We start from the raw sequence: 17,795 nt of genomic DNA on the forward strand, positions 1-17,795 counted from the left end.
TGTAACTACATTACCTTATTGCAATGTAGGTCAGCATGGTGGCGTGTGTACAGCACGGGGGTCTAGCGATCCCCACCTATCATGCGGCCAATACCGCCGAGTACGGAGCCTTCGCCCTGGTCCTTGCCGCCGTTGCTGGGCGCGTGGGCCAGAATGCGATCAGCCATGCGAGAGAACGGCAAGCTTTGCAGCCAGACGGTACCGGTGCCCTGCAGCGTGGCGTGGAACAGGCCTTCTCCACCGAACACCATCGACTTCAACCCGCCAGCGCGCTGGATATCGTAGTCGATCCCCTCGGTAAAGCCGACCAGGCAGCCGGTATCCACTCGCAGGGTCTCACCCTTGAGCTCTTTTTTGACCACCGTGCCGCCGGCCTGAATGAACGCCATGCCATCTCCTTCCAGTTTCTGCAGGATGAAGCCTTCGCCGCCGAAGAAGCCGGCACCGATACGGCGGTTGAAGGTGATGCTGACACGGGTGCCCAATGCCGCACACAGGAAGGCATCCTTCTGGCAGATGATACGCTCGCCCAGCTCGGCCATGTTCAGCGGCACGATATTGCCCGGATAGGGCGCCGCAAAGGCGACCCGGCGCTTTTCCAGCCCGTGGTTGGTGAAGTGGGTGGTGAAGATGGACTCACCGGTGAAGACGCGCTTGCCGGCAGAGAACAGCTTGCCCATCAGTCCTTCGTCCGGGTCGGAGCCGTCGCCCATACGGGTTTCAAATTGGATCTCCTCCTCCATGTAGGTCATGGCGCCCGCTTCCGCGATGACGGTCTCATTGGGGTCCAGTTCAACCTCGACCAGTTGCATCTCGGAGCCGATCAGTTCGTAGTCCAGTTCGTGGCAGCGCATCGTCTTGTCTCTGTTCAGTCTTTTAGTCGTTATCATGCCCCTGCCGGTCTGGCTTGCCAAGACTCTGTTCGACCCGAAACAGAGCCGATATACTGAAACAATTGTTCTGTTTTTTCCGACCAGGTAGGCGAGGAGACATCAGTGGCATCGACCGGTGCAAAAATGATGGCTGAGGAGCCCAAGCTCGAAGTTTTAATGGCACGGCAGCCCATCTATACAAAAAGTCAGGATGTTGTGGCCTTTGAGCTTCTGTTCCGTGACTCCGAAGGGCGTTTCGTGGAAGGTCTCAAGGATGAAGACGCGACACTGGGCGTGTTGATGGGAACCTATTCCAGTATTTTCAAAAAGGGATCGATCAAGTCGGTACCCTGCTTTTTGAAAGTAACGGACAGTTTCCTGCTCAATAACGACGTGCCTGAACTGCCGCGCGAAAGCTTTGTGCTTGAACTGCTGGGTCACTCGGATATCTCGCCGGAGCTGATCGGTCGCGTGAAGGGGCTGGCCCGTGAGGGGTATCGTCTGGCGCTGGCTGACTACGACCCGCGCGACCCCAAGTTCGAGCCGCTGCTGAACGTGGTGCATATTCTCAAACTGGATATTCAGCTGCTGGGACTGGATAACATCCCGCCGCTGTTGCAGAAGCTGCGTCCTTACCAGCTGGAGCTGTTGGCAGACAAGGTGGAAACCCAGGATGAGTTTCGTCGCTGTCTGGAAATGGGCTTCGGGCTCTATATGGGGTATTTCCTCAACAAGCCGGAGCCGGTCAAGGGCAAGAAGATCAGTGGCAACAAGGTGGTGCTGCTGCAGCTGCTGGCGGAGCTTCAGCGCCCGGCCGCAACGGCCGAGTCGATCGAGCAGGTTGCCCTGAATGACCCGGCGCTGACCTACCGTATTCTGCGCGTGGTGAATTCGGCGGCCTTTAATCTGCAGCGCGAAATCAGCTCGCTCTCCCACGCGATTGCCCTGCTTGGGGTCGAGCAGATCAAGCGCTGGGTGATGCTGTTCCTGACCAGCAGTGACAGCAACAAGCCGGATGAACTGACGCGCAACATGCTGGTGCGAGGACGTTTCTGCGAGCTGCTGGCCGAGATGATGGGGCGTGATGAACCGATCAATCACTTCATCGTCGGGCTGCTGTCTCAGCTCGATGTGCTGCTGGACATGAGCATGGATGATCTGATGGCACAGGTGCCGCTGCAGCAGGAGATGAAGGATGCACTGCTGAGTCGGGAGCACTCCTATGGGGAGATGCTGCAGCAGATCGAATTTTATGAACGGGGCAACTTCGACCAGCTCAGCAGCGCTCTGGACCGTCCTTTCTACGAGGTGGCGTATCGTCACAGCCTGAACTGGGCACAACAGATTATGCAGGCGATGCAGAACGGCTGATGCTGCCGCCGGAGCTGTTACCGCTGGATGCGGCCTGGCTGGTGCTGACCGCAGGTGTTACCTCGTTGATGACGGCTACGCTGGGCATCGGCGGCGGTGTGCTGCTGCTGGTGATCATGGCGCAGCTGGTCCCCATCGCTGCGCTTATACCGGTGCATGGTCTGGTCCAGCTTGGCTCCAATGCCAACCGGGCCATCATGACGCGCCAGCACATCGACTGGCCGTTGAGCCGCCGCTTTCTGATCGGTGCAGCAGTGGGCGCTGCGCTGGCATCACTGCTGGTGATACAACTGCCGCTGGAGTTGATTCAGCTGGCGGTGGGGAGCTTCATCCTGTGGATGATCTGGGGGCCCAAACCGGCAGCGCAAAGCCTGTCACCCCTTAAAACGCTGCTGGCCGGTGGCGTGACCACCTTCTTTTCCATGTTTGTTGGAGCAACCGGGCCTCTGGTTGCGGCTTTTGTGCACCGCCACAGCCACGACAAGATGCAGACCGTAGCGACCTTTGCCACCACCATGACCGGTCAGCACCTGCTCAAGGGGGTGGTGTTTTCCGTTGTGGGGTTCTCGTTCGCCGACTGGCTGCCGTTGATTGCGGCGATGATTCTCAGCGGCATGCTGGGCACCTGGATCGGCCTGAACCTGCTGCACCGGGTTTCGTCCGTCTGGTTCAACCGGCTGTTCAGGCTGGTCGTCACGCTGCTGGCGCTGCGGCTGCTGTGGCAGGCGGGCGAGACATTGCTGCCCCGCCTGCTGCAGTGAAACTCAGAGCGGCTGCAGGTTGGCGAACCCGACCACCAGCCACTTGCTGCCGACCTCTTCGAAATTGACCTGCACCCGTGCCTTGGGGCCGCTGCCTTCAAAGTTGGTGACCATGCCGGCACCAAACTTCGGATGCATCACGGCCTGTCCCAGACGCAAGTCGGTGCTGGGCACTTCGGCGCTGGAGAGGGAAGAGTTGCCACCAAACAGGCTGCTGCCGCCGTCGTTTTGGGCGCCATAGGGGCGGCGTACACTGGCGTTCAGACGAACCTCTTCCACCAGTTCGGCGGGGATTTCGTTGACGAAGCGGGACACCCGATTGAAGGTTTCCTTGCCATGCAGGCGGCGGGATTCGGCATAGGTCAGGTGCAGCTTCTGCATGGCACGGGTCAGGCCCACGTAGCACAGACGGCGCTCCTCCTCGAGGCGGCCCGGTTCTTCCACTGACATGCTGTGCGGGAACAGGCCTTCCTCCATCCCGGCCAGGAATACCAGCGGGAACTCCAGCCCCTTGGCCGAGTGCAGTGTCATCAGCTGGACGCTGTCCGTGTGGATATCGGCCTGTGCCTCGCCGGCATCCAGTGCGGCCTGATCGAGAAATGCGGCCAGCGGGGAGTTGAAGCCTTCCTCGTTGTCCTCTTCCCACTGCCCCATGAACTGGCGGGTAGCGTTGACCAGCTCTTCCAGGTTCTCGATGCGCGACTGGGCTTTCTCGCCCTTCTCTTTTTCGTGGTGCTGGATCAGCCCCGAATGTTCGATCACGTGCTCGGTCTGCTCGTGCAGCTCCACCTCGCGGGTATCGGCATCCAGTCGGTTGATCAGGTCGATAAAGGTCTGCAGCGCATTGTTGGCACGGGCCGGCAGGGTACGCAGCTCGGTAATTTCGTTGGCGGCACGCCACATGGAAACGTTCTCGCTGCGGGCATGCTCGCGAATGGCTTCTATGGTGCGGGTGCCGATGCCACGGGTGGGCACGTTGATGATCCGTTCCATCGCCGTGTCATCATCGCGGTTGGCCAGCAGGCGGAGGTAGGCCAGCGCGTTCTTGATCTCCAGGCGGTCGTAGAAGCGCTGACCACCATAGATGCGGTAGGGCATGCCGGCACGGATCAGCATTTCCTCCAGTACACGAGACTGGGCGTTGGAACGGTACAGAATGGCAGACTCGTCCCGGCGGTTGCCGTCATCGACCCACTTCTGGATCTGGTCGACGATAAAGCGGGCTTCGTCCTGCTCGTTGAAGGCGCTGTAGAGGGAGATCGGCTCGCCGTCCCCCAGTTCGGTCCAGAGCTGTTTGCCCAGACGGCCGAAGTTGTTCTGAATCACCGCGTTGGCGGCCTGCAGAATGGTGCCGGTGGAACGGTAGTTCTGCTCCAGACGGATGGTTTCGGTGCCGGGGAAGTGCTCTTCCAGATGCTGAATATTCTCGATGCGAGCCCCGCGCCAGCCGTAGATCGACTGGTCGTCATCGCCCACCGCCATCAGTTTGTCCTCACCCTCACACAGGAGACGCAGCCAGGCGTACTGAATGGCGTTGGTGTCCTGGAACTCGTCTACCAGCACGTAGCGGAAGCGTTCGCGGTAATGCTTCAACAGCTGAGGGGCGCGGTCGCGCAGCAGCTCCAGCGCACGCAGCAGCAGTTCGCCGAAGTCGATCATGCCGCCCCGCTCGCAGGCATCTTCGTAGGCTTCGTACACCCGAATCATCATGGTCTGGTAGGGGTCGCCGGTGCGCTCGATATGGGCGCTGCGCAGGCCTTCGTCTTTCTGTGCGTTGATGAACCACTGGAACTGGCGTGCCGGCCAGCGGCTGTCGTCCAGGTTCATCTCCTTGCACAACCGCTTCAGCAGGCGCAGCTGGTCGTCGCTGTCCATGATCTGAAAGTTGTCGCGCAGCCCGGCATCACGCCAGTGGGCGCGCAGCAGTCGGTGCGCCAGACCGTGGAAGGTGCCGACCCACATCCCGTGCGTGTTGATCCCCAGCAGGTGCTCGATACGCCCGCGCATCTCACGTGCGGCCTTGTTGGTAAAGGTGACCGCCATGATGGAATAGGGCGACAGGCCTTCGGTCTCGATCAGCCAGGCGATGCGGTGAACCAGTACGCGGGTCTTGCCGGAGCCGGCACCTGCCAGTACCAGCAGGTTTTTCAGATCAGCGGTAACTGCCTGCCGCTGGGCGTCGTTGAGCGAGTCGATGATATGTGTAACGTCCATGAGCCCTGCCGAATTGGAACCTGAGTTGAAACGTGAATCGCGAGCGGGAAAGCGGCCAGTATACCAGCCCGGGCCACCGAGTCTGAACCTCGGCCGCCCGGACAGGGGCTTACGTCAGCTGGTGCCGGTCAGATTGGCGGGCTGTTCGATGCGCTGCAGCAGAATGCGCCGGAACTCGTCCGGGTCTTTCAGGCGCATCTCGGCACCCTGACGGGATGCCTGCTCGATCCCCAGCCAGGGGATCAGCCGGGACAGCCAGAAACGCATGGCGGCGGTGCGGGTCAGAGTGGGCCAGGCTGCGGCTTCCTCATCACTGAAGGCGCGCACGCTGGCGTAGGCCCGCGTGAGTGCCTGTTCCCGAGTCGGGTCGATGCGGCCCTGATCGTCGGTACACCAGTCGTTGGCAACGATGGCCAGATCAAACAGCAGGAACGCGGTGGCGGCGTTGTAGATATCCAGAATGGCTTCCAGACGGTTATCCACAAACAGAGCGTTGTCGTGAAACAGGTCGCCGTGGATGGTGCCCAGCGGCAGCCCGAACGGCTTGTCACGCAGCTCATCGAACAGAGCGACTTCCTGCTGCAGCAGCTCGGCGTCTTCCGGCTTCAGCAGGTGGCGGATCGCCTGACTTTCGCGGCGCCACCAGAATACGCCACGCTGTGCCTGACGGCGCAGGTAGAACTCCTCGCCGGCCAGGTGAAAGCGGGCCAGTGCGGCGCCGATCTCGGCACAGTGCTCGGGCGAAATCGCATCGCGTGAGACATGGTGGCCATGAAAGCGCGGCTGAAAAAAGGCGGGCTTGCCACACAGCTGCTTCAGGGCGATGCCGTTGCGGTCCTTGATGGCGTAAGGGACAGGCACCTGTCTGGCCTGCAGCCACTGGCCCAGTTCGACGAAGAAGGGCATCTCCTCGTAGCTGAGTTCTTCAAACAGGGTCAGGACATAGTCGATCGACTGCCCATCCTGTTCCAGCGTGACAAAGAAGTTGGAGTTCTCAATGCCGCCTTCGATACCGGTGAAATCAACCAGCTGCCCGATTGCGTAATCGTCGAGCAGGGCTTCAAGCTGGGGGCGGGTAATAGGGGTGTATACGGCCAATGTCGGTTACCAGCGAAAGATGACCCATTTCGGAATCAGCAGCTGTGATTCCTCCACGCGAATCAGTTTTTGGGAGCCCTGAGCCGGTACCAGATAGTAGGGCTTGCCGCCCTTGGGTACCACCTTGATCTCCTTGAGCTGACCGTTGACGGTGTACTCGTAGTAGGTGTTGTCACCATCGTGGGTAATGGTGATTTCCGGCTCGGTCATGGCCGGGTCGTCTACCACTTCCGCCTGCGCCAGAGGCGACAGTGCCAGCAAGGTCGCCAGCGTCAATTTTTTCAGCATGGTTGCGTCCCAATTGGTTACTCGGGGTCGAATTGTCTATGATTGTGGGCCTTGTCGCAGGCACGAACAACCCCTCGAAACAGATATATGGATACTCCCATGAGCGAACAGCACGCCCCGGTCATTCTGGTGGATGGCTCCTCCTACCTTTACCGCGCCTTTTTTGCGTCTCAGCAAGCGGATCTGCGCACTGCCGATGGTACCCCGACGGGGGCGATCCGCGTGGTGACATCCATGCTCAAACGCCTGCTCAAGGATTATCCCGACAGCCCCGTGGCCGTTATCTTCGACGCCAAGGGCAAGACCTTTCGTGACGAGATCTATGCTGAGTATAAGTCACACCGTCCGCCCATGCCGGATGATCTGCGCACTCAGGTGGAGCCGATTCACGCCATTATTCGCGCCATGGGGCTTCCCCTGTTCGTGGAAGAGGGTGTTGAAGCCGATGATGTGATCGGAACGCTGGCGCGTCAGGCCAGTGAGTCCGGCCGTCCGGTGGTCATTTCCACTGGTGACAAGGACATGGCCCAGCTGGTGGATGAACATGTCACCCTGATCAACACCATGAACGACACCAAAATGGATGTGGCCGGGGTTGAAGAGAAGTTTGGCGTGCCGCCGCGTCTGGTGATCGATCTGCTGGCTCTGCAGGGTGACAAGGTCGACAACATTCCGGGCGTACCCGGCGTGGGTGAAAAGACCGCACTGGCGTTGCTGCAGGGTGTCGGTGGTATCAGCGACCTGTACGAAAATCTTGAGAAAATCCCCGCGCTGGGTTTCCGCGGTGCCAAGTCGATGCCGAAAAAACTGGAGGAGCACCGGGAAGCGGCCGAGCTTTCCTATCTGCTGGCCACGATCAAAACGGATGTGCCGCTGCATATTTCACTGCACGATATCACCCTGCCCGAGCCTGAGCCGGACCAGCTGCTGGAGCTGTTCAAGCAGTTTGAATTCAAAAGCTGGGTGCGCGAACTGGAAGCGGGCGATGCCGAAGAGCTGGGTGCTGACGAACCGGTGGCGACAGAGGATGCCATCGAGACCGAATATGACACCGTGCTGACGCAGGCGGCGCTCGATGCCTGGCTGGACCGGCTCAAGGCCGCCGGCGAGTTTGCCTTCGACACCGAAACCACCAGCCTCAATTACATGGAGGCGCAGCTGGTAGGGGTTTCCTTCTCGGTTGAACCAGGCAAGGCTGCCTATGTGCCGCTGGCGCATGATTACATGGGCGCGCCCGAGCAGCTGAATCGTGATGCGGTGCTGGCACAGTTGAAGCCACTGCTGGAAGATCCGGCGCTGAAGAAGATCGGTCAGCACATCAAGTATGACATGAACGTGCTGCGTCACTACGGCATTGAGCTGCAGGGCATCGGGGCCGACACCATGCTGGAGTCCTATGTGCTCAACTCCACGGCCAGCCGTCACGATATGGATACGCTGGCGGATCGGCATCTCGGTGTGACCACCACCAGTTTTGAGGCCATTGCCGGCAAGGGCAAGAAGCAGCTCACCTTCAACCAGATTGAGCTGGAACAGGCCGCGCCTTACGCTGCCGAAGATGCCGATATCACCTTGCGCCTGCACCAGAAGCTACAGCCGCAGCTGGCCGCCGAAGGTGAGCTGTTGAAGGTCTTTGAGCAGATTGAGCGCCCGCTGATTCCGGTGTTGTCACGCATGGAGTACCGCGGGGCCCTGATTGATGCCGGCATTCTGGGTAAGCAAAGTCGGGAGCTGGAGCAGCGTCTGGGGGAAATTCAGCGTGAGGCGTTTGAGTTGGCCGGAGAGGAGTTCAACCTCAACTCGACCAAGCAGCTGCAGGCGATCCTGTTCGACAAGATGGGCCTGCCGGTGAAGAAGAAAACGCCCAAGGGAGCACCGTCCACTGCTGAAGAGGTCTTGCAGGAGCTGGCGCTGGATTACCCGCTGCCCAAGCTGCTGATTGAGCAGCGTGGCCTGAGCAAGCTCAAGAGCACCTATACCGACAAGCTGCCTCAGATGATCAATCCGAAGACGGGTCGTATTCACACCTCCTATCATCAGGCGGTGACCGCCACGGGCCGCCTGTCGTCGTCCGAACCCAACCTGCAGAACATACCGGTGCGCACCCCGGAAGGACGACGCATTCGCAATGCCTTTATCGCGCCGAAGGGTTACAAGATCGTCGCGGCAGATTATTCACAGATCGAGCTGCGCATCATGGCGCACCTGTCGGGCGATGAGGGGCTGTTGAATGCCTTCCGTCACGGCGAAGATATCCACAAGGCAACGGCGGCCGAGGTGTTTAGCACCAGTGTGGATAAGGTTACCTCTGACCAGCGCCGCAGTGCCAAGGCTATCAACTTTGGCCTGATCTACGGCATGTCGGCCTTTGGTCTGGCCAAGCAGCTGGGCATCGGCAACAAGGAAGCGGGCACCTATATCGACCACTACTTCGCCACCTACCCGGGGGTGCAGCGCTACATGGATGAGACGCGTGCGCAGGCACGGGATCAGGGGTATGTCGAAACCCTGTTTGGACGCCGCCTCTATCTGCCGGATATCAACAACCGTAATCCCATGAAGCGTCAGGCCGCCGAGCGTACGGCCATTAACGCGCCCATGCAGGGGACCGCTGCGGATATCATCAAGTGGGCCATGATTGCCGTGGATAACTGGCTGGAGCAGGGCGAGATGGATGCCCGCATGATCATGCAGGTCCACGATGAACTGATTTTCGAAGTGCGCGAGACGGAAGTGGATAACTTCTGTGAGCAGCTCAAGCCGTTGATGGAGAATGCGGCCGAGCTGGCCGTGCCTTTGCTGGTAGATGCAGGAGTCGGGGATAACTGGGAACAGGCGCACTGATCTTTTTTTGATCAGTTGTGAACTTTTCCCGATTTGCCTGTCTCAAGAGATGAGCCATCCATAAAAAGTCCATTGTCGTGCCAGCGTGGACGATGGCTCATCTGTCATGACATCTTGCCCCGGCCAGGGTTTCCCCTTCTCCAGCCGGGGTTTTCTTATGGTGTCAGTCCAGCTCCGCTTCAGCTGACTCAACGTCGGCCAGCAGCCAGGTGTTCAGACGCTGGCGCAGCTGATCGACGCCTGTTCCCTTGAGCGCCGAGAAGGTTTGCACACTCACATTGTCGCCCAATCGCTCTTTCAGGGTTTTCTTCACCTGCAGCAGGGTATTCTGCGCCGGGCCGCGCTTGAGCTTGTCGGCCTTGGTCAGCAGCACGTGCAGAGGAATGCCCGTGGCTTCACACCAGTCCACCATCATCTGGTCGAATTCTTTCATCGGATGGCGCACGTCCATCACCAGCACCACTCCGCGCAGGCTTTCCCTGTGCTGCAGGTAGGCGTCCAGGTGACGCTGCCAGTGCTGTTTCATGGCGATTGGCACTTTGGCGTAGCCATAGCCCGGCAGGTCGACAATCTTCAGACCTTCCACATTGAGGCTGAAGAAGTTGATCAACTGGGTGCGACCGGGGGTTTTGGAGGTGCGCGCCAGGCTATTCTGCTGGGTCAATGCGTTGATGGCGCTTGACTTGCCCGCATTGGAGCGACCGGCAAAGGCCACTTCGGCGCCTTCATCGGGTGGGCACTGATCCAGGCGCGAAGCACTGATTTCAAAGCGGGCAAGATTGTAATGGATGACAGGCTCTGACATTGACATGATGCAGGACTCGGTGGACACAAACTGAACATATCCGTTCCAGTTTGTGGGGATATTGGTTTATAATGCCGCCAATTTTACCCGCGAACCGAGTCTGTCTCCAGTCAGGGTAATAGTGGAAATTGGCCGTTCCGGTTGCGTTGATGCCCAACCCGCCGGAATATATACACATTTCGTCAAGCAAGAGTCTGGGTTAGTCAATGAACAAACTACTGATCAGCTTATTGGTAAGCATCGGCCTCACCGGCGTCGCTCACGCGGCAGGTGATGCGGCTGCAGGCCAGGCCAAGACTGCCACATGTGCAGCTTGCCACAGCGCGGATGGCAACAGTGTTGTCGGTAACTTCCCGAAACTGGCTGGACAGGGTGAAAAATACCTGCTGAAACAGCTGAATGATATCAAGAGCGGTGCGCGAGTCGTGCCCGAAATGACCGGCATGCTGAACAACATGAGCGAGCAGGACCTGGCGGATATCGCCGCGTTCTTCGCCAGCAAGAAAACGCAGCTGGGTCAGGCGGCTGAAGATCAGATCGAGCTGGGCCAGAAAATCTGGCGTGCAGGGGTTGCCGAGAAAGGTGTTGCTGCCTGTACCGCTTGTCACGGCCCGACCGGCAATGGCATCGACAGCGCGGCTTACCCGAAACTGAGCGGCCAGCACGCCCAGTACGTCGAGTCGACTCTGAACAAGTTCGCCAAGGGTGAGCGTGAAAACGATCCGGCGAGCATGATGCGTGATATCGCATCCAAGATGAGCGCGCAGGAGATGAAGGCGGTATCCCAGTACGTGCAGGGTCTGCACTGATCCGCGATCGTCATCTGTGATGAAAAGGGCAGCTTCGGCTGCCTTTTTTGTCTCTGCTCCCGGCGATGATCATAATGAACTAACCGGGCCTGATGGCGGTCTATTCGCGACAAAGCATCAACCCATAAGGAAGCACCTATGTTGAAGAAATGGTTTGCGGCCCTGAGTCTGGCCCTGCTGGCGTCAGTCACTGCTCAGGCAGAAGAGTACCGTGCCAATGTGCACTATTTTGAACTGCCGTTCCCGGTCAAGACCCAGTCTGAAGAGACCATCGAAGTAACGGAAGCCTTTGGCTATCTGTGTCCTCACTGCAACTCGTTTGAGCCGCTGCTCTCGAATTGGCGCAAGGCACAGCCTGAGGATGTCAGCTTTGTCGGGCTGCCGGTCGTGTTTGGCCGTAGCTGGGAGCCGCTGGCGCGTGCCTACTATGTAGCGGAGTTGTCCGATAAGGTTGAGGACACACACCAGGCGATGTTTGATGCCATTCATCTGCAGCGCAAGCGCTTCCGCGGCGAGGATGATCTGGCCGGCTTTTATGCCGATTTCGGACTGCCGGAAGACAAGTTCAAGAAGCTGTATGACTCCTTTGCGGTTAACATGAAGCTCAAGCAGGGTGAGGCCAAGCTGCGCGGCTACGAAGTGACCGGCGTACCGGCCATGGTTGTTAACGGCAAATACCGCGTGACGGCCCAGTCAGCCGGTGGACACAAGCAGATGCTGGACGTGGTCGACTACCTGGTTGAAAAAGAGCGTGCCGCGCAATAAACGCAGCATTGATCTGAGTTCCGAAACCGCCGTTTACGGCGGTTTTCGTTTCCAATTGCCGGCACAAGCGAATATGCTTAAATACCGGAAATGTTAGGCACGGTTAAAAGGGGACCCGTGGTGGCAGACCAGGAAAACTGGAAGCGAAAATACACGGAGCTGACGCGTGAGATGGAACAGCGTCAGCAGGGCGATGTCCGTTATCAGGAACAGCTGGCGTCGTTGATTGAGTACTTGTCGCTTGGGCTTGAAGGCACATCGTCTTCACTGGATGCTGATCTGCAGAAGCTGGGTTCGGCACTCAAGCAGCAGGACCAGAACCAGGTCCCTTCTATTGTCCGCCAGATTAAAAAAGAGGTCGGGCAGCTGGATATGGAACGCCAGCACAGCCGTGAACTGCTTGCTCGCATTCTGCACCGCTGGACGCAGCAACTGCTGCGCGCCAACCCGGCTCCTTCCGTTTCCAACCTGATCACCAGTATCGATGATCGTGTGCCTCAGGCAGCCGAACATCTGTACTCCCTGTCCGAGCTGATCAGCGAACTGGTCGAAATTCAGGGCAGCATGCTGAACGCACCGGCCCAGCCGAAGACCGACCAGGATTTCGAGCTGAACTCCGATCACGATCGTGATATCGAAATGCTGCGCGCAGCCGTGGCCAGCGAGCTGCTGCAGATACTGGAGCTCTTGCCCGTTCCTGCGGAAGGCGTAGAGCGTGCCCGAGCGCTGGTCATTGAGCTCGAAGAGGGCCTGCATCTTGAGCGCCTGCCGGAGCTGATGTCGTCGCTGGTCGAGCTGGTGCGACTGGCCAACGGGAATACCCAGGAAGATTTTGAAAACTACCTGCTGACACTGAACTCACAGCTCACCTTCGTGCAGCAGTTTCTTGAAGAGAGCCGCTCCGACGAAATGTCGGCGGTGCAGACGCACCATCAGCTGGACCGACAGGTTCGCCGTGATGTCCGCAATATTCATCGCAGCGTCAAGGAATCGGAAGATCTGGATACGCTCAAGCAGAGTGTGTCCCAGCAGCTTGCCTCCATCGTGCGTGCCATGGACAGCTATCGGCAGCAGGAACAGGAGCGTGAAAGCCGCCTGAACCGTCGTTATGACGACCTGCTGCACAAGGTTGAGCAGATGGAGCTGGAAACCAGCAAGGTGAAAGCACGCATGCAGGAAGAACAGCTGCGTGCTCGCACTGACCCGCTGACGGGGCTGCCCAACCGTACCGCGTATGACCAGCATCTGAACTCCGAGTACGACCGCTGGGAACGTTATGGTACCGGCTTCTCGCTGGCCGTCGGGGATATCGATTTCTTCAAGCGTATCAATGACCAGCTGGGGCATCTGGCGGGTGACCGCGTCTTGCGTCTGGTAGCCAAGGTGTTGAAGCACAACCTGCGCTCGACCGATTTCATTGCCCGTTACGGAGGCGAAGAGTTCGTCATTCTGTTCCCGTCTACGGGCGCGCAGGAGGCGTATCAGGCAACGGAAAAACTGCGTACGGCCATCGCCGACAGTCCCTTCAACTTCAAGGGCGAACGGGTAGAAGTGACCCTCTCCTTTGGTGTGGCCGAGGTGCACCAGGGGGATGACCCCGAAGGTCTGTTTACCCGCGCCGACCAGGCGCTTTATCTTGCCAAGCAACAGGGCCGGAACCAGACACAAGGGGCCGGAAAAGGCTAGAATGGTTGCCCCTTGTGACATGACAGGATGTACCGCGCCGTGCGAACACTGATCCGCTCGCTGAAGATCGCCTGGATCTTTGCCTACTATCGTCTCGACACCTTTTTCAATCAGCCGGTTTTGCCCTGGTATGTGCGTGCCCTGTGCTGGCTGATGCCCTGGCGTTATCTCATCCCGGCTCGACACTCCCAGGCCCGGCGTTTGCGGCTGGCGCTCGAGGCGCTGGGGCCGGTCTTCATCAAGTTCGGTCAGATGCTCTCCACACGCCGTGACCTGTTACCGGATGATCTGGCCGTTGAACTGGCCCGGCTGCAGGATCGTGTGCCGCCGTTCGCGGGTGAAAAGGCGCGCCAGATCGTGGAGCGCGAGCTCAAGCACCCCTTGAGCGAGATCTTTGCTCACTTTGAGCCGGACCCCATGGCTTCGGCATCTGTGGCGCAGGTGCATGCGGCCACCCTGATGGATGGACGCGCGGTCGTGGTCAAGGTGATTCGTCCCGGTATCGGTCGTGTCATTCGCCAGGATGTGTCCCTGCTGTACGTGCTGGCGCGCATGGTTCAGCGCCTCTGGGTAGAGGGGCGTCGACTGAGGCCGGTGGAGGTGGTCGCCGAATACGAGCAGACCATTTTTGACGAGCTGGATCTGCGTAAGGAGGCCGCCAACGGGTCACAGCTCCGGCGCAATTTTGACGGCTCCAGGATCCTCTATGTCCCCGAAATATTCTGGGACTACACGCGTCAGAACGTACTGGTCATGGAGCGTATTCAGGGCATACCCGTGGCGGATGTGGCACAGCTGCACGCTCAGGGGACGGATATGAAGCGACTGGCCGAGCGCGGCGTGGAAATTTTCTTTACCCAGGTCTTTCGTGACAGCTTTTTCCATGCCGACATGCACCCCGGCAACATTTTTGTGTCGCGGGACAACCCGTCTGATCCTCAGTACATTGCGGTGGACTTCGGCATCATCGGTTCCCTCAACGCTGAAGATCAGAGTTATCTGGCCCGCAACATTCTGGCGTTTTTCAAGCGTGATTACCGCCAGGTGGCCCAGCTGCACATAGACTCCGGCTGGGTACCCAGAGACACCAATGTGCACGCGTTTGAAACGGCGATCCGCAGCGTGTGTGAGCCCATCTTTGAGAAGCCTCTGAAGGATATCTCCTTCGGTATGGTGCTGCTTGGACTGTTTCAGACCGCCCGGCGCTTCAACATGGAAGTGCAGCCCCAGCTGGTGCTGCTGCAGAAGACCTTGTTGAACATTGAAGGGCTGGGGCGTCAGCTGTACCCGGATCTGGACCTTTGGCAAACCGCCAAACCCTTTCTGGAAAACTGGATGCAGGAGCGAATGGGTGTCAAAGCGGTCTACCGCAACGTCAAGGAGCAGGCGCCCGAGTGGCTCGAAAAGCTGCCGCACCTGCCGCAGATGGTGTATGACAGTCTCGAGCAAATGAAACTGCATTCCGCGACCGATGCTCAGTCCCAGCGGGCACTGGCGAAGGAGGTGGCAGCAGAACGGCGGCGCACGCGCCGGCTGGGCCTGGCGGGGGCAACCTTGCTGGCCTCTGCGGCAGTTGTCAGCAACCCTGCCTGGCTGCAGTCCGCTGCCGACCTTCCTGTCGCGGCGATGGCAGCAGGCGTGCTGGGCTGGGTTCTGCTCTGGCGAGCCTGAACTGGTCGAGCTGGGGGTGATCGGTTATGCTTCGCCTCCTTGATAGATAAAAAACGGCAGGTGCGACATGTCTGAGCAGTGGATCGAACAGGTTAAGTGGGATGAAAAGGGGCTGGTACCGGCCATCGCTCAGGACCATAAAACCGGTCGTATCCTGATGGTTGCCTGGATGAATGAAGAAGCCCTGCGGTTAACGGTTGAGGAAGGCCGCGGCATCTATTGGTCGCGTTCCCGTAACCGGCTCTGGCGCAAGGGTGAAGAGTCAGGCCATGTGCAGAAGTTGCATGAAATCCGCCTCGACTGTGATGCCGATGTCATCCTGCTCAGTGTTGAGCAGCTGGGGGGCATTGCCTGCCATACCGGACGTGAAAGCTGCTTCTACCGTGTTTTGAACGAACAGCATGAGTGGGAAGCGGTGGATGACGTGCAGCGTGACCCGAAACAGATCTACGCAACAAAGGCCTGAATCATGAGTGATGTACTGGATCGCCTCGCTGAAGTCCTGGAAGCCCGCAAACAGGCAAGCCCGGATAGCTCGTATGTTGCCTCTCTGCATGCAAAGGGCTTGAACAAGATTCTGGAAAAGGTGGGTGAGGAGAGCGTTGAGACCTTGCTGGCTGCCAAGGATGCGGCCGCAAGTGGTGACAACAGCGACCTGATCTACGAGACGGCGGACCTCTGGTTTCACTCGCTGGTCATGCTGTCTCACCTGGGAGAAAGTCATGAAGCGGTGCTGGCAGAGCTGGCTCGCCGCTTCGACCTGTCCGGGCTGGACGAAAAAGCATCACGTCAGTCGTGACAGAAAATGCCCCTTGGGGGTGAGTAAGTCACGCAAATAGCGTATAAAACAAATAACCTGCATACTTAAACAGTTACGCTTTTATTTTTTCTGGGAGAGGCTTCATGCTCGGTGGAATCAGTATCTGGCAGTTGTTGATTGTCCTGGTCATCATCATCCTGCTGTTCGGAACGAAAAAGCTCCGTAACATTGGCGGTGACCTGGGAGGCGCATTGAAGAGCTTCAAGAAAGCCGTCAATGAAGACGAAGCAGAGTCCAAGTCGGATGAGCAGAAAAAGATTTCATCTGAAGATGATGCTCAGTTTCGTGATAGTGATACCACGGCAACCAAATCTGACACCAAGTCTGATAAGTAAGCCGTCTTCCGATGTTTGATATCGGTTTCTTTGAGCTGCTGGTCGTTGGGGTGGTTGCACTGCTTGTGCTGGGCCCCGAGCGACTCCCTGCGGCCGCCCGCACCTGTGGCCTCTGGCTGGGGCGTGTGCGCCGTTCCCTGTCATCCATCCAGTCCGAGATTCGAGAAGAACTCAGAGTGGAAGAGCTGAAACGCACCAGCGCCATTCAGAAAGAGCAGCTCGATAAAGAGCTGGATGAAATGCGCCAGCCGTTTGAGCAGCCCTTTGCTACGCGCGAAGAGCCCAAGGCCGACCCGTCTTCCGAGTCCAGCTCGTCCGATAATGCAGAAAAAGATCCACAGGACGGTAAGTCTCGATGAGTGAATACCAGGACCATGAACAGCCCTTGATTGCTCACCTGGTCGAGCTGCGTCAGAGGCTGCTGTACAGTGTGCTGGCGATACTGATTATCTTCCTGTGCCTGTTCTACTTTGCCAACGACCTTTACACCTGGTTGTCGGCGCCGTTGACCGCACTGCTGCCGGAAGGCACCAGTATGATCGCGACCGATGTCACCTCACCTTTCTTCGCGCCCTTTAAGCTGACCCTGGTCGTATCCGCATTTGCTGCTATGCCTTTCCTGCTGCACCAGGCATGGAGCTTTATCGCACCTGGTCTGTATAAGCATGAAAAACGGTTGGCCATTCCGTTGCTGGTCTCCAGCATTCTGCTGTTCTATCTGGGCGTGGCCTTTGCGTACTTTGTCGTCTTCCCGCTGATATTCAGTTTCTTCACCAGTGTGGGGCCAGAGAACATTGCGGTGATGACAGATATCAGCAGCTACCTGAACTTTGTGCTCAAGCTCTTCTTTGCCTTTGGGGTGGTGTTTGAGATTCCGGTTGCGACGCTGCTGCTGCTCTGGTCAGGAGCGGTGAGTGTAGAAGGCCTTAAATCCAAGCGTGCCTATGTCATCGTGGGGTGCTTTGTACTGGGCATGCTGCTGACACCGCCCGACATTATCTCCCAGAGCCTGTTGGCCGTTCCCATGTGGCTGCTGTTCGAACTCGGTATCCTGCTGGGGCGTGTGCTGATCAAACCGCATCAGGATGAGGCGCTTGATGATGAGCTGGATGAAGCCATTAATGAAGAGCAGGAAAACAGGCACTAAAACTGTCATGTTGTAAGCATGAAAAAGGGCACCCTGAACGGGTGCCTTTTTTATGTGTAAGGCGGCCATTTAATGACTTTGTAACTTTTTTACCAAAAAGCGTTGACACCCCGGCTGGGGTCTGTAGAATTCGCGTCCTCGCTTGGGGCGACAGGGTTCACGGAACACTGAGCAGCACCAGCGAGCAAGTGATAACCCATTGAAGAAGCGATGCTTTTTATGTCAGGGTGTCACTTGAGTGACAACCGGTTCGTTCGATGCGCTGCTCGCAGCGAGATCGAAAAAGACGAAAAAAACGGTTGACACTGA

At 58.2% G+C, this 17,795-nt stretch carries 17 protein-coding genes; 12 read left to right on the forward strand and 5 right to left on the reverse strand.

Translation table 11 applies throughout. From position 1 onward, the window contains the following. Positions 1–62 precede the first annotated feature (62 nt). Positions 63–854, reverse strand: coding sequence for a TIGR00266 family protein (locus tag H9C73_RS12010; protein ID WP_209288069.1), 792 nt, complete (start codon positions 852–854; stop codon positions 63–65). A gap of 141 nt (positions 855–995) precedes the next feature. Between H9C73_RS12010 and H9C73_RS12015 the strand changes: the two genes are divergently transcribed. Beyond that, positions 996–2,243, forward strand: a complete 1,248-nt coding sequence (locus H9C73_RS12015) for an EAL and HDOD domain-containing protein (protein ID WP_328797976.1) — start codon at positions 996–998, stop codon at positions 2,241–2,243. Continuing rightward, entirely contained in the window at positions 2,243–3,004 is a 762-nt protein-coding gene (locus H9C73_RS12020; protein ID WP_209288070.1) for a sulfite exporter TauE/SafE family protein, read from the forward strand. The genes H9C73_RS12015 and H9C73_RS12020 overlap by 1 nt, the downstream gene beginning before the upstream one ends. A 3-nt stretch (positions 3,005–3,007) precedes the next feature. On the opposite strand, the gene uvrD is transcribed toward H9C73_RS12020, so the two are convergent. The 3 genes from uvrD to H9C73_RS12035 form a co-directional block, all read right to left on the reverse strand. Then, positions 3,008–5,218 carry a DNA helicase II gene (gene uvrD / locus H9C73_RS12025; protein WP_209288071.1) on the reverse strand — a complete coding sequence of 737 codons (2,211 nt, stop codon included), beginning with the start codon at positions 5,216–5,218 and terminating at the stop codon, positions 3,008–3,010. Positions 5,219–5,332: 114 nt separating this feature from the next. Further along, entirely contained in the window at positions 5,333–6,316 is a 984-nt protein-coding gene (locus H9C73_RS12030) for a homoserine kinase (protein ID WP_209288072.1), read from the reverse strand. A 6-nt stretch (positions 6,317–6,322) separates the two neighbouring features. Next, complete coding sequence (locus H9C73_RS12035) at positions 6,323–6,604, reverse strand: DUF2782 domain-containing protein (RefSeq protein ID WP_209288073.1); 282 nt, start codon at positions 6,602–6,604, stop codon at positions 6,323–6,325. 99 nt (positions 6,605–6,703) lie between these two features. On the opposite strand from H9C73_RS12035, the gene polA reads away from it, so the two are divergent. Beyond that, complete coding sequence (gene polA / locus H9C73_RS12040) at positions 6,704–9,448, forward strand: DNA polymerase I (RefSeq protein ID WP_209288074.1); 2,745 nt, start codon at positions 6,704–6,706, stop codon at positions 9,446–9,448. A gap of 163 nt (positions 9,449–9,611) precedes the next feature. Here polA and yihA read toward each other — a convergent pair whose 3' ends face one another. Further along, entirely contained in the window at positions 9,612–10,259 is a 648-nt protein-coding gene (gene yihA, locus H9C73_RS12045; protein WP_209288075.1) for a ribosome biogenesis GTP-binding protein YihA/YsxC, read from the reverse strand. A 200-nt stretch (positions 10,260–10,459) separates the two neighbouring features. Here yihA and H9C73_RS12050 point away from each other — a divergent pair, with 200 nt between their 5' ends. From H9C73_RS12050 to tatC, 9 genes are all read left to right on the forward strand, one after another. Beyond that, entirely contained in the window at positions 10,460–11,062 is a 603-nt protein-coding gene (locus tag H9C73_RS12050) for a c-type cytochrome (RefSeq protein WP_209288076.1), read from the forward strand. Positions 11,063–11,200: 138 nt separating this feature from the next. Continuing rightward, positions 11,201–11,827 (forward strand): thiol:disulfide interchange protein DsbA/DsbL, encoded by a 627-nt coding sequence (locus H9C73_RS12055; RefSeq protein WP_209288077.1) that lies wholly within the window; start codon positions 11,201–11,203, stop codon positions 11,825–11,827. 120 nt (positions 11,828–11,947) lie between these two features. Beyond that, complete coding sequence (locus H9C73_RS16370) at positions 11,948–13,513, forward strand: diguanylate cyclase (RefSeq protein ID WP_209288078.1); 1,566 nt, start codon at positions 11,948–11,950, stop codon at positions 13,511–13,513. 39 nt (positions 13,514–13,552) lie between these two features. Next, positions 13,553–15,184, forward strand: coding sequence for a ubiquinone biosynthesis regulatory protein kinase UbiB (gene ubiB / locus H9C73_RS12065; RefSeq protein ID WP_209288079.1), 1,632 nt, complete (start codon positions 13,553–13,555; stop codon positions 15,182–15,184). A gap of 67 nt (positions 15,185–15,251) precedes the next feature. Beyond that, entirely contained in the window at positions 15,252–15,650 is a 399-nt protein-coding gene (gene hisI / locus H9C73_RS12070) for a phosphoribosyl-AMP cyclohydrolase (RefSeq protein ID WP_209288080.1), read from the forward strand. Positions 15,651–15,653: 3 nt separating this feature from the next. Continuing rightward, positions 15,654–15,983: a phosphoribosyl-ATP diphosphatase gene (locus tag H9C73_RS12075; RefSeq protein ID WP_209288081.1), complete on the forward strand. Its 330-nt coding sequence runs from the start codon at positions 15,654–15,656 to the stop codon at positions 15,981–15,983. Positions 15,984–16,087: 104 nt separating this feature from the next. Next, a complete protein-coding gene (tatA, locus tag H9C73_RS12080) occupies positions 16,088–16,339 on the forward strand; it encodes a Sec-independent protein translocase subunit TatA (protein ID WP_209288082.1) in 252 nt (83 codons plus the stop codon). A gap of 11 nt (positions 16,340–16,350) precedes the next feature. After that, entirely contained in the window at positions 16,351–16,698 is a 348-nt protein-coding gene (tatB, locus tag H9C73_RS12085) for a Sec-independent protein translocase protein TatB (protein WP_209288083.1), read from the forward strand. Further along, positions 16,695–17,486, forward strand: coding sequence for a twin-arginine translocase subunit TatC (gene tatC / locus H9C73_RS12090; RefSeq protein ID WP_209288084.1), 792 nt, complete (start codon positions 16,695–16,697; stop codon positions 17,484–17,486). Before tatB ends, tatC begins: the two co-directional genes overlap by 4 nt. Positions 17,487–17,795 lie beyond the last annotated feature (309 nt).

The sequence above is a fragment of the Marinobacterium alkalitolerans genome (genome assembly GCF_017776525.1).
In the GTDB taxonomy this organism is placed as follows: Bacteria; Pseudomonadota; Gammaproteobacteria; order Pseudomonadales; family Balneatricaceae; genus Marinobacterium; species Marinobacterium alkalitolerans.